This is a genomic window from Calothrix sp. FACHB-168 (assembly GCF_963889195.1).
Taxonomy (GTDB): Bacteria; Cyanobacteriota; Cyanobacteriia; order Cyanobacteriales; family Nostocaceae; genus Aulosira; species Aulosira anomala_A.
The window spans coordinates 41010-53948 of the sequence record NZ_CAWPNJ010000023.1; the positions used below are offsets into that span (position 1 = coordinate 41010).

Genomic DNA, 12939 nt, shown 5'->3' on the forward strand with positions numbered 1-12939 from the left:
CGCGTTAAGTTGACACCAATTGTCGGTGCCGTGTCTCTACGATAGATGTGGTTCAAATAGGTGAAAACTGCTGTAAAATCTGGTTTTTATCAAAATATCAGGTTTTTTTTAGACTTTCTTTACGTAATTAAGTGTGTGATGTCTGTATGTGTTTATAGGAGTTGTCGAAATTTGAAATTCTAATAATCATGTATGTATCACTAGCTGTACAAGCTCAAGTTCACCCTCACAAACGAAATGATCTAGGAACAAATCCTCTAACAGGAAGTATGATCATTTTACTACCGCTAATGTTCCTACTCACAATTACCACCTATCGCAAGTCTAAAGCGCGAACTCTCCGCCGCCGAATTGCAGATTTAGAAAGAATGTGGCGTTTAAATCCACCAAAACAAACGCCTTAGTTATTTGTCATTGGTCATTGGTCATTTGTCATTTGTCAGGGTTTCAGGTGTGTTTACCGTTCTGAAGAAGGTAATGTGATTTTAAATTTTAAAATACCAGTTACGGCGATACATAAAATAAAGAATTAGCCACCAAAAACATAGGGTGGCGATCGCAAATAATAAGGAACCGTTTAACGCACCAGCCCAGGATTTAAATACATGTTGGTAAATCCAAGTAGATGTGGTTGGTGCATCGCTACCAGTACCAACGCGAGTTTTAATTAAAATTCGGGCAAATAAACCAGAACCGACAAAGGCGAAGATAGCATTTAATCCCATCACTTCTAAGGGAAAGCTTAATCTTTGAAAACTACGTACTTCAATTAATTCATAACAAGCTGCTAGTAATAACAAAGCAAATCCAGCAGTAAATACTACATAAGAACTTGTCCATAATTGTTTATTAATCGGGAAGATAAACCCCCATAAATGCCCAATTAATACACAACAGATGCCGACAATTACTAAATTAATGCTAGTGCGACTTTGACGGGGTTGAGATTTTAGCCATTCGCCTGTAAAGTAACCTGCAAGTACTGTTACTACAGCAGGTAAGGTACTAAATAAACCTTCTGGATCGAATTTTTTCCCGCCTAATAAATGTTGCTGTCCTAAAATTAAGCGATCGATGTAGCCTACCAAATTACCCTCGACTGTCAGATTACCAGCACCATAGCCAGGAACAGGGATGAATTGCATGGCTAGCCAGTAACCAATCAGTAAGATAGCGGCGAATAGCCATAAATTACGGCGTTGGAGATGCAAAACCGCGATCGCGCTAATTAAATAAGCTAGACTAATACGTTGCAAGACACCCATAATGCGAATGGTGGCGAATTTAGCAGATGGCGCACCATTTAAGAAGACATCCAGAGTTAAAGAAAACAAAGCTAAGAATAACCCCAGCCCAAATAAAATTAATGCCCTCCGCCCAATTCGCCAATAAACTTCCCTGGTAGGGCGATTTTCTTTTGTATATTTGGAGAGGGAAAAAGGCATTGCTGCACCGACAATGAATAAAAAGAACGGAAAAATTAAATCTGTAGGGGTACAACCATGCCATTTAGCATGTTCTAGAGGCGGGTAAAGATAATCCCAACTACCGGGATTATTGACTAGAATCATTGAGGCGATCGCAATTCCGCGAAACACATCTAAAGATTTAAGACGTTGAGGTAAAGTCAATTGCTTCTCCAAAGTTTATTAACAAAGGCAGAGGACAGAGTTTAAGAACTTTATTATACGTAGCCTAGTAGTCTGGCAACTCAACTTTAAGGGGTAAAGAAACGAACCACGAAGACGCGAAGTACTCAAAGAAAGAGGAAAAGAAGAGAACGAGAAAATTTGATGCACCTAGCATAGTTCCCTTGTCAGACTACTAGTTTCGTTCAGATTGAATAATGCTCTGCAAAAGCCTGTAATTTTGAATTTTGAATTTTGAATTATTAACTAATGTCCACATACTTAAAAGCAACTTTTCTTAGCGGATTACTACTGTTAGTTACACCCTCGGTTCACTCTACAGAAATTCCCCAGCCCCAATCCCTCCCTCCTGCACCAGCAAGAGAGTTTCGCGGTGTTTGGATTGCTTCTGTAGCTAATATTGATTGGCCTTCTCGTCCTGGGTTGACAACCACCCAACAGCAAGCGGAACTAATCGCCATGTTGGATCGAGCTGCTGCATTAAAGCTCAATGCAGTTATTTTACAGGTACGCCCGGCTGCTGATGCGCTTTACGCCTCTAGTTATGAACCTTGGTCAGAATTTTTAACTGGAGAGATGGGTAAAGCGCCAACACCGGATTATGACCCCTTAGCTTTTGCTGTGGAAGAAGCCCACAAACGTGGTATAGAATTACATGCTTGGTTTAATCCTTTCCGCGCCCGCCATCCTCAAGGAAAATCGCCAGTTGCGGCAAATCATGTCAGCAAACTGCATCCCCAATGGGTGAAAAAATATGGTAAATATCTTTGGCTAGATCCAGGGGAAACGGAAGTTCAAGATTATACAATTAAAGTAATTATGGATGTCGTCAAACGCTACGACATAGACGCGGTTCATCTTGACGATTATTTTTATCCCTATCCCGAACGCAGTGGAAGACGGGTGATCGATTTTCCTGATACAGCAAGTTGGCAAAAATACCAGCAATCAGGCGGAAAACTGAACCGTGATGACTGGCGACGGGAAAATATTAATACATTAGTGCAACGACTATATCAAGAAATTAAACAAGAGAAACCTTGGGTGAAATTTGGTATTAGTCCTTTTGGTGTTTGGCGACCGGGTTATCCTGCACAAATTAGTAAAAATGGGGGATTTGATCCATACCAAGAAATATATGCTGATTCGCGCCAATGGTTAGTTAAGGGATGGATAGATTATTTTGCGCCGCAGTTGTACTGGAAAATTGAGAAAAGCCAACAAAGTTATCCTGTGTTGCTGAATTGGTGGTTAAAACAGAATCCACTAGGAAGACATATTTGGCCTGGTAATTTTACCAGTCGCGTAGGCGATCGCACTTCCGCAGCTTGGCCAGCCAATGAAATTCTTTACCAAATTAAAACAACTAGAGGATTTTCGGGGGCTACAGGTAATATTCACTACAGCATGAAGCCGTTAATGCAAAACCGCGATCGCATTGTCAATATCTTAGAAAAGGATGCTTACCCAACTCAAGCACTAGTTCCCGCTTCTCCTTGGTTAGACAAGACACTACCAACGCAACCTACAATTCAAATCGAACGGGATACAGCTACAGGTAAAATTCGCAAACTTACCTGGCAATCTCCACAACCAGATCAGGTATGGTTGTGGGTAATGCAAACCAAGAGCGGTAATCAATGGACTACACAGATTTTACCGCGATCGCAAACTTCTTACTTATTTAATAGTCAGAATTCTCCTTTACCGATTGATACTGTAGCAGTTTCCGCCGTCAATCGTTACAGTACCCAAGGACAACCTGCTATAGGTAATTGAATCAGATTTAACTCATTTTCTTACTCCTCTGCGTCCTCTGCGTCTCTGTGGTTTAAAAGTTATTTATTTAACTACATAGGCGCTGAGAGTGCAGAGAAAAGATGATTTAACCGCCAAGAACGCCCTTCGGGTTCAGCAGTTCCTCATGGGGGAAACCCCCAAGACTGGACTGCTTCACCAAGTGCGCCAAGAAATTTAAGTAGGGAAGAGAAGGGAATTTATTTAGAGCGATCGCATTTTCTAGAATCCGAAAAAGCTTTAAAATCTATGCTGTATAAGTAATTACCAGCTAAATATGAAACTTATCGCCAAGGGTTGCTGGATTGTTTTGCAGGTGTTGGCAACAGTAGCTTTAGCTACACCTGTAATGGCAGAAATTGTCAAGATTAATCTGCTACAACTCAATGATATTTACGAAATTACGCCTGTAGAAGGGGGAACTCGTGGGGGTTTGGCGCGGGTAGCTACCCTAAGACAACAACTTTATCAAAGTAACCCGCGTACATATACGGTGTTAGCTGGTGATTTTCTTAGCCCTTCGGCTTTAGGCACTGCTAAAATTAACGGTACACCGCTAGCCGGTCAGCAAATGGTAGCGGTGATGAATGCTGTTGGCTTTGACTATGTGACTTTTGGTAATCATGAATTTGATTTACCAGAAAAGCTGTTTTACCAACGTTTGCAAGAATCGCGCTTTCGTTGGGTTTCTAGTAATGTATCAAATAGTCAAGGGCAACCGTTTAAAGGTGTGCCGCGCTCAATAATATTTAATGTCAAGGGCGATCGCGGTGCTATTGTCAGGGTAGGGTTAATCGGTCTAACTATCAATAGTAACCCGGCTAATTACGTTAGTTATACCGATCCGATTGAGACAGCGAAGCAGCAAGTTAAAGCGCTGAAGGGAAAAGTTGATATTATTGTGGCGCTTACTCATCTTTCTATTGAGAGCGATCGCCTATTAGCAGAAACTGTACCAGAAATTGATATCATTATTGGCGGTCACGAGCATGAAAATATTCAACAATGGCGGGGTAGAGATTTTACGCCAATTTTTAAAGCTGATGCGAATGCGCGTACAGTTTACTTACATCAATTAAGTTACGATACTATTAAAAAAAATCTGCAAGTTAATTCTCAACTCATCCCCATTACCGAAAAAATTCCCGAAGAACCGAAAACAGCCAGGATAGTTAAACAATGGGTTGAAAAAGGTTATCAAGCATTTCGCGCCAATGGTTTTGAACCTAATCAAGAAATCGCTAGATTATCATTTTCTTTAGATGGGTTAGAATCTAGTGTCCGCAATAAATCTACTAAGTTAACAGATTTAATTGCTGCGGCGATGTTAAAGGAAGTTCCGGAAGCAGATTTAGCTATATTTAATGGTGGTTCAATTCGTATTGATGATATTATTCCCGCTGGTGTAATTACCCAATATGATGTCATTCGGATTTTACCTTTTGGTGGTAAAGTTGTAGCAATAGAGATAAATGGTGCGCTATTACAAAGAGTATTAGAGCAGGGAAAAGCTAATAAAGGTAATGGTGGCTATTTGCATACAGCCAAAGTTACTCAAGACTCAAGCTCTGGAAATTGGTTAATTAACGGTAAAATTCTGGATGCTAACAAAACTTACAAAATCGCGACTACAGAATTTTTAATTAGCGGTAAAGAAAAAGGATTAGATTTTTTTAATTTACAACAACCGGGAATTAAGTTAATTGCAGAAAAACGCGATATTCGGTTTACAGTAATTGAGCAATTAAAAAGCCAAGCTAATAATTAATAATTCGTAATCAAGCCTGCAAAAGCAGGCTAAAAGTTTGATAGCCTACCTTTGCAAGCTTCGTATTTCTAGCCCCACCCTTATAGGGTGAGGGCGTTTTTGCACATTTGGGATGCTCCCCTTACAAAAAATAAATTACCCATATTCCGTAGTGCGAGCAGCGTTCGACTGAGCGCTCACGCCGAAGTCTTGCTCGCTGTTGTTCGCTCATCGTGCGAGACGTTTGTCCTTCAGCATAGCTTCACGTTAAGCGAAGCTATGCCGTTCGCGTAGCGTCTCGTTCGCGTAGCGTCTCGTTCGCGTAGCGTCTCCCCTTGGGAGAAGAGAAGGCTTTACGCACTACAAATTGATAGGAAAAAGCTAGGTTCAAAACCTCGCCCCTAGTTCTAAAGCAAGCGAGACGCTCGCACTACAAATTGATTGGGTATTTAAAAAATTGGATGTCCCCTACTTCTATAATTAGCAAATTTTGGGTGGGGTTTAAATCCCCATCCAAAATATTCTGTTTCCTGTTCCCTGTTCCCTGTTCCCTGTTCCCTCTTTAATAAACAGGCTATTTTTGTAAATTTTTAATTTCTCTTTGAGCATCTTGATAACTAGTTGTTTGTCCTCGCTGTTTAAAGATTTTGGCTGCTTGTTGAAAATCAGCGATCGCGCCTTTTTTATCGCCGTTTTTAACCCGCACCAAACCGCGATTGTAGTAAGCTAAAGCATAATTCGGTCTAACTGCGATCGCTTTAGTGTAATCTGCAATTGCTGCTTTTTTATTTCCACTTTCTAAATATGCATTTGCCCGGTTATTATAAGCTGTGCCATTTTTCGGATTCAGCTTAATTGCTTCATTATAATCGGCAATGGCACCTTGATAATTGCCGAGAGAAAAGCGGTGCATTCCTCGATGTAGGTAAGCTAGAAATGATTTAGGATCTAATTCTAGTGCCTTATTGTAATCTTCAGTTGCTTCGAGATTCTTGCCCAATTCACTATAAATATCTCCCCGATTGAGGTAAGCTTCTATATATTTGGGATTTAACTCAATTGCACTGTTGTAATCTTTCAGCGCTAACTCTCTATCGTTATTCGCAAAATGTGTTAAACCTCTTTGTAAAAAAGCTTGAGCATCATGGGGATTCATCTCAATTGTGGTATCAAAATCTTGAATTGCGGTTTGGGTTTGTCCTAAACGACGGCGTAAAATACCCCGTTGTAAATAAGCGCCGCTATAGTTGGGTTGTAAGGCGATCGCTTTATTAAAATCCACCATCGCTTTTTGCGGATCTTTTAGCCCTACATAAGCTAAACCCCGCCCATAATAAGTATAGGGGTTTTTGGAATTGAGTTGAATTGCTTTGCTATGATCGGCGATCGCTTCTTTATATTTACCTAATTGATAATAGGAAAACCCTCGGTCATAATAAGCATTATCATCTTTTGGATTAAGCTGAATTGCTTTACTCGCATCTAATTGGGCTTTTTGATAATCTTTTAATTGATAAAAAGCATCACTTCGTGCATTATAAGTTTTAGCATCTTTAGGATCAATTTCCAGTGCTTGTGTAAAGTCTTTTATTGCTCCTTGATAGTCATTTGTCTCATACTTTTCTACTCCCTGCAAATATAATAACTTGGCATCGCCTACAGGTTTTGGCGTGAAAAAAAACCAGGCTGCTGTACCAAGAGCGAGAAAACTAGCAATTCCTGTGAGTAATAACCAAGGTTTTTGCAGTTTTTGTTTTTCTGGTTTGGGTTCTTCTTGAGCTTCTTGATCATCATTTATCTGTTTGAGGTCATCTATTACCTCATTAGCTGATTGATAACGTTTGCGATAATCAAAACGTATCATTTTATCAATAATTTTGGCTAGTTCTTGATTAATTTGCGGCATGTTATTACGCCAAATAATTTCACCAGTGAGTACATTTTTGTTGCTGATTAATATAGTTAATTCATCTTCTGTCAATCCCTGCAATGCAGCGATCGCCATGATTCCCAAAGCATATATATCGCTATTATATTGTGGATTACCTTGTAATTGTTCTATGGGTATATATTCAAGGTTACCCATGGTTGTAGTCACAATTTCTCTAGGAGAACTAAAGTCAATTAACACTAATTTATTATCTGCATCGCGCCGAATAATATTTGACGGTTGAATATCTTGGTGAATTACCTCATAACTATGAACAAATGCTAAAATTTCTAATAATTCTAATAATAAGTTAATAACTTGCTCTTCCTCTAAAGGTATTCCTTGCAAAATTTCCTCAGTTAAAGGATTACCAGGAATGAATTCTTGCACTAAATAGAACTCTTCCTTTTCTTCAAAATAGGTAGCTAATTTTTGCAGTTGATTATGTGCGTGAGTCAGTTTTTCTAAAGTTTCTGCTTCACCTCTAAATAAGCGCCGCAATATATTTAACTCTTGAGGATTATTATTAGCAGGGCGTAGTTGCTTTAAGATAAATTGACTTTCGGGAAGATTACTATCTTCAACCAAATAGGTTTGAGTCAATTCCTCCGTACTCAGCACTGCTAAAATTCGGTATCTTGCATCTAGAAGGTAACTATTCATGAAAACAAATCATAGTTGTATCCAGAATTATCTGATTATAGCTTGTGTATAAATACTGGTTAAATGCATCCAAAATTATTTGTATAGATAAAAACATAAAATACCCTAGTATTAGTTGATTTATACAAGAGATTCTCAAAAAATTCAAGTGTAATTCAGCCACCCAAACTCACCGGTAGCGTGTTACGAAATGTAATATGAATTTTCTCAAAGATAGTGAATAAATTAATGATGAGACTATAGAGAATTAATATCAATTAGCTCTAAATACTGAGAACAAAACTAGGATTTACGCACCGAACACAAAAACCCTCACAAGGGTGGTCAAAAGTCAAAAGTCAATGGTCAATGGTCAAAATTCAGGTTTTTGGACTATGGACTATTGACCATTGACAAAAAGCATGAAAAATATCTGACACTGTGTAAGTCCTAAAAACAACTAATACCATTTAACTTTATGGATCAATACCGTTCAGTTAGCGTCAAAAACCTTAAACCGCGTAGATTGGGTTAAACGAAGTGAAACCCAACAAATCGGCGAAAATGTTGGGTTTCGTTCCTCAACCCAACCTACGTTTATCCTTAACTGAACCGTATTGCTTTATGGATGATAGAAAAACAGGTGTAAGGGCGAATTTCTCATCCCTACAAATTCTTGTATTGATATCTGCGTTAGCGATCGCATTTTTCATCGCGAAAAACCCCACCCTGATTGAATTAAAAAGGGCGTACAGCATCGATGTACAGCCCTTAATTCACCTGCATTCTGCAATTCTAAGCGGGAACGACAAATTTCTCGCTACCAGCCAGCCCAAAAGCTTCATGAATCACTTGCAGAGCCTTACTACCTTGTTCTTGCGCAACAACACAGCTAATTTTGATTTCTGAGGTAGCGATCATTTGAATGTTAATTTGATGTTGCGATAGCGCCTCAAACATTTTCGCCGCCACACCAGGATGTCCTACCATTCCAGAACCAACGATACTCACTTTGGCGATCGCACTATCGAGTACAACTTCACCCCAGCCTAACTCTGTACCCGCTTGCGCTAGCATTTTTTGGGCGTTTTCCCCATCCATCCGCGCCACAGTAAAAGCAATATCGCGCCGGGGAATCCCATCAACTATCCGACAGCGTTGGGATTGAATAATCATATCCACACTAATGTTATGCTGCGCCAATAAGCCAAATATTTTCGCCGCCATTCCAGGGCGATCGGGTATTTGCCGAATCGCCAGCCTAACTTGGTTCATATCCAAAGCCACGCCACGAACCGCAGGAGAGGGAGAAGTTTCTTGTATCAGTTCCCCTTGTCTCCCTCTTCCCTCATCCTCTGCAATTTCAAAAGTACTGCGCAACGCTGCCACAGCGCGATCGCATTCTTCCGCTCCGACAACGCAACTCACTTTGACTTCGCTGGTGGAAATCATGTGAATGTTCACCCCAGCTTCGGCTAAGGTAGCGAACATCTGCGCCGCTACACCGGGACGCCCAATCATTCCTGCGCCAGAAATGCTGACTTTGGCGATATTTTGCTCTATCATCACTTCCGCCTCTTCTGCTGGCGCGTGGGGGTGACTGCGCAGTGCAGGAGCGATCGCCGCCGCTACTGCTTCCGCCCGCTTTAATATTGGTGTTGTCACGGTAAAGGCAATGTCATTACTATTACCTTCATGAATCGATTGGATAATTAAATCTACATCTACATTTTGACGAGCGATTTCTCCAAATAACCTAGCGGCAACCCCTGGTTTATCGGGTACGCGCAACAAAGCTACGCGCGCTTGATTGGTATCAAATTCTATCCCATCCACCGCTTTGGCGATTTCCAAATTAACGAGCGATCGCCCTTGAGGTTTAGGTGATGTTACCCAAGTCCCCGGATCGTCAGTCCAGCTCGATCTAACTACGAGGGGAACGCCGTAATTCCGGGCAATTTCCACAGCGCGGGGATGGAGAACTTTAGCGCCCAAACTCGCCAGTTCTAGCATTTCATCGCTGGTGATTTCCGCCATCAATTGAGCTTCGGGAACCAAACGGGGGTCTGTAGTTAAAATCCCTGGCACATCTGTATAAATTTCACAAAAATCAGCCCGTAATGCCGCAGCTAAGGCTACTGCTGAGGTATCCGAACCACCTCTGCCCAAAGTCGTAATTTCTAATTCTCCCGTGCTGCTGATACCTTGAAATCCAGCTACAACAACAACTTTGCCTTGATTTAAATAACGCTCCAGGCGATCGGTTTCAATGTGCAAAATCCGCGCGCGGGTGTGTTCAGCTTCGGTAACAATGCCTACCTGCGCCCCAGTCATGGAAATCGCTGGCTGTCCAATTTCCTGCAACGCCATACTTAACAAAGCAATGGTTACCTGTTCCCCAGTTGAAAGCAGCATATCCATCTCGCGGCGGCTAGGATTAGCAGAGATAGCATTAGCCAACTTCACCAACCCATCAGTGGTTTTACCCATTGCGGAAACTACCACTACCAAAGAGTTTCCGGCTGTAACAGTCTGATAAACCCTTTGGGCTACAGATTGAATGCGTTCTACCGAACCAACAGAAGTACCACCGTATTTTTGAACTATGAGCGACATAAATTTTTCTTAATCAATTTGCTGCTTTCTTCAAAGCCGCCGCCGATATGGGAAGCCTGTAAAGCATTTCCAGTTATTTAGTTTACAGAATCTTGTGCGCACTTTGACAGAGTCTAAAATATATGTTAGCGATTTTTCACATCACAAATCGTTGTTGTGATTTATATATGGTATTTTAATATTCCCTAGTTGCTGGAGGTAGTTCTCGATGCTGGGAAATAAGGAGTAAGGCTTTGGCAATCCTCGCTAACCGAAGCTTATCAAGAAATATTCCATACCCCATGCCCAATGCCCACTCGCCCTGAGCGAAGTCGAAGGGATGCCCAATGCCCCATACCCTCCCAAAACCTTTATCTATCCTCCGGTACTTAGGCATACTGACAATTTCATCTTTACTTAATTACGTATCCCTTAAATCACTAATTGACAACACAAAAGTGAAAAGGTGAAATAGTTATTACTCATATAGCAATTTAGTGGAGAAAAAATAGTTAATATGAGCCTTAAGGGCTAAATGGCACTAATTTTTTCCCTCATTCGTCCCGATTCTTTGGCTAACAGCCGTTACCAATAAGTACAGCTACATGAAACCATAGGATGCAAACCACATGAGTTCAAAAATCAACAAGGTATCAAAGCAGTCTGGGGTAATTCCTTATAGAGTGCAAGATGGCAAAATTGAGGTATTGTTAATTACCAGCCGCGATCGCCGTAAATGGGTAATGCCAAAAGGCGATATTCCCAATGGGATGAGTCCGCCAGATTCAGCCGCTAAAGAGGCTTGGGAAGAGGCTGGCGTCATTGGAACTGTAAGCGATCGCAAAATTGGTACTTATAAATATCGTAAACGTGGTAAAAATTACCGCGTTAATATGTATTTATTACCAGTAGAAATATTGTGTGAAGATTACCCAGAAGCAGGGCATAGGCAACGGCAATGGGTAGATATATCTCATGCGATGAACTGGATTGAAATTACTTCTCTGAAACGGATTCTCAAGGAATTTCCTGCCAATGAATTAATCTGTTGATCTAGAGAAATATTGAAAGATTTAAGGTATGTAGATTTTGATTGCCAGATAAATTCCGATTTTTACGTTTGAATAAATGATTTTACACTGTCAAATTCAATATAGGTTCAATGTAGTTAGGGTGGGCATAGTTCACCCTAACCTAATAATACCAATTCAATATGAAGACGTATATAATCGAGCCTGCTTTTACAGGCTTTGTAATTATAGCCCCACCCTTGAGGATGAGGGCGTTAATGTGCTTTGTTAATGTTGAATTGTAAATTAGTATTACTTTGTATTCATCACCACAATTTCCCCTTTTTTATTAATCTTCACTTGATTTTCGGGAAAAGCTTTTTTATTTAAATAACGCAGCAATCCGACAGTCCGAAAACGCTGATCGATTCTCGGTATACCTTGACGATCTAAATGTACGGGAATAATTTTACCGCCGACTAAATCTCCTTGGGAGTTGAGTTTTGCTTCTAAAATCATCGAGTAACCAGTTTCACCAGCTGTAGACAAAGTGCGATAGCCTAAAAAGTTACCCAAAGAATAGGCGATGAGTTTTCCTTTATAAATTTCTATAGCTCTAGGAACGTGAGGCCCGTGTCCGATAACTAAATCTGCGCCTGTATCAATCATTGTCCGAGCAAACTGCATCGAATTACCGCGATTTTCGCCATAGAAAAACTCGGTTTCATCTTTGACATGTAGCGCACCTGTACCTTCAGCACCTGCTTGCATGGAGACAATCACAATATTGGCATTATTTTTTGCTTCTAATACCAGAGCTTTAGCTGCTGCTAAATCGTGAACGGAATTGTACATATTATATGTAGTAAATCCGATCATTGCTACAGGGATATTATTAGTTTGTGAATAGAGAATTTGATTTTTATGTCCTAAAGTTTCAATGCCTACAGCGTTGAGATTTTTCACCGTATCGCGAAAGCCTATAGGGCCAAAATCCATTGCATGATTGTTAGCTAAATTGAAAACATCAAAGCCAACATCTGCAAATAACTGTGCATAACTAGGTGGAGAGCGAAAGGCAAAAATTTGTCCTTGGCTCATATCTTTAGAACTGTAGGGATAGGTAGTTAAACTACTTTCAAAATTCCCAAATAAAATGTCAGCGCCTTGTAGATAACCTCTCACAGATTTGGGAATTAATTCATCGCGAAATTTTGGCAATCTGTAGTTAGGAAAATTTGTACCGGGAATTACATCTCCGACAGCTTTAATCGTGATGGTATCTCCAGGTTCTTCTTGATTTTCGGGAATAGCAAAGGGAAATGGTAAATTTTCCGCAGGTGTGGTAGCAGCATTCGAGCGTTGTATCTGCCCAAACCGGATGATAATTCCGATACTCATACCTAAACAAAAACAAAAACTGATAAACCCGACTGAGAATAAGCGTCCCAGCTTATGATTAACCATTGTTTACTCCTCACATAATGGCAACAGTTTATCCCAATAATTTAGATTTCTGGTATAGTTTCTCACCCATTTTTCGCAAAATTTCACAGCAAAAATTAACTT

General features: G+C 40.4%; 9 protein-coding genes. 4 read left to right on the plus strand and 5 right to left on the minus strand.

The window, feature by feature from the left end; all coding sequences use genetic code 11:
* The first annotated feature begins 188 nt into the window (after positions 1–188).
* On the plus strand, positions 189–404 hold the full coding sequence (locus tag AACW45_RS14765; RefSeq protein ID WP_190633317.1) for a hypothetical protein: 216 nt from the start codon (positions 189–191) through the stop codon (positions 402–404).
* An 81-nt stretch (positions 405–485) separates the two neighbouring features.
* Here AACW45_RS14765 and AACW45_RS14770 read toward each other — a convergent pair whose 3' ends face one another.
* Positions 486–1631, minus strand: a complete 1146-nt coding sequence (locus tag AACW45_RS14770; protein WP_277880395.1) for an acyltransferase family protein — start codon at positions 1629–1631, stop codon at positions 486–488.
* Between the two features lie 267 nt (positions 1632–1898).
* Between AACW45_RS14770 and AACW45_RS14775 the strand changes: the two genes are divergently transcribed.
* Positions 1899–3428 carry a glycoside hydrolase family 10 protein gene (locus AACW45_RS14775; RefSeq protein ID WP_190633319.1) on the plus strand — a complete coding sequence of 510 codons (1530 nt, stop codon included), beginning with the start codon at positions 1899–1901 and terminating at the stop codon, positions 3426–3428.
* A 295-nt stretch (positions 3429–3723) separates the two neighbouring features.
* Positions 3724–5214 (plus strand): bifunctional metallophosphatase/5'-nucleotidase, encoded by a 1491-nt coding sequence (locus AACW45_RS14780; RefSeq protein ID WP_190633320.1) that lies wholly within the window; start codon positions 3724–3726, stop codon positions 5212–5214.
* A gap of 553 nt (positions 5215–5767) precedes the next feature.
* On the opposite strand, the gene AACW45_RS14785 is transcribed toward AACW45_RS14780, so the two are convergent.
* The 3 genes from AACW45_RS14785 to AACW45_RS14795 form a co-directional block, all read right to left on the minus strand.
* The gene (locus AACW45_RS14785; RefSeq protein WP_190633321.1) at positions 5768–7786 is read right to left on the minus strand and encodes a tetratricopeptide repeat protein; all 2019 of its coding nucleotides are present in this window, start codon (positions 7784–7786) and stop codon (positions 5768–5770) included.
* A 774-nt stretch (positions 7787–8560) separates the two neighbouring features.
* The gene (locus AACW45_RS14790; RefSeq protein ID WP_190633322.1) at positions 8561–10381 is read right to left on the minus strand and encodes an aspartate kinase; all 1821 of its coding nucleotides are present in this window, start codon (positions 10379–10381) and stop codon (positions 8561–8563) included.
* 175 nt (positions 10382–10556) lie between these two features.
* Complete coding sequence (locus AACW45_RS14795) at positions 10557–10757, minus strand: hypothetical protein (protein WP_190633323.1); 201 nt, start codon at positions 10755–10757, stop codon at positions 10557–10559.
* Between the two features lie 232 nt (positions 10758–10989).
* On the opposite strand from AACW45_RS14795, the gene AACW45_RS14800 reads away from it, so the two are divergent.
* On the plus strand, positions 10990–11412 hold the full coding sequence (locus tag AACW45_RS14800) for an NUDIX hydrolase (protein ID WP_190633324.1): 423 nt from the start codon (positions 10990–10992) through the stop codon (positions 11410–11412).
* Between the two features lie 270 nt (positions 11413–11682).
* Here the strand turns inward: AACW45_RS14800 and AACW45_RS14805 are convergent, their stop codons facing one another.
* Positions 11683–12837 (minus strand): CapA family protein, encoded by a 1155-nt coding sequence (locus tag AACW45_RS14805; RefSeq protein WP_190633325.1) that lies wholly within the window; start codon positions 12835–12837, stop codon positions 11683–11685.
* Positions 12838–12939: the final 102 nt, after the last annotated feature.

Coding starts and splice junctions, on each gene's coding strand:
- AACW45_RS14765 (WP_190633317.1), top strand. CDS start 189: ATGTATGTATCACTAGCTGTACAAGCTCAAGTTCACCCTCACAAACGA.
- AACW45_RS14775 (WP_190633319.1), top strand. CDS start 1,899: ATGTCCACATACTTAAAAGCAACTTTTCTTAGCGGATTACTACTGTTA.
- AACW45_RS14780 (WP_190633320.1), top strand. CDS start 3,724: ATGAAACTTATCGCCAAGGGTTGCTGGATTGTTTTGCAGGTGTTGGCA.
- AACW45_RS14785 (WP_190633321.1), bottom strand. CDS start 7,786: ATGAATAGTTACCTTCTAGATGCAAGATACCGAATTTTAGCAGTGCTG.
- AACW45_RS14790 (WP_190633322.1), bottom strand. CDS start 10,381: ATGTCGCTCATAGTTCAAAAATACGGTGGTACTTCTGTTGGTTCGGTA.
- AACW45_RS14795 (WP_190633323.1), bottom strand. CDS start 10,757: ATGCCTAAGTACCGGAGGATAGATAAAGGTTTTGGGAGGGTATGGGGC.
- AACW45_RS14800 (WP_190633324.1), top strand. CDS start 10,990: ATGAGTTCAAAAATCAACAAGGTATCAAAGCAGTCTGGGGTAATTCCT.
- AACW45_RS14805 (WP_190633325.1), bottom strand. CDS start 12,837: ATGGTTAATCATAAGCTGGGACGCTTATTCTCAGTCGGGTTTATCAGT.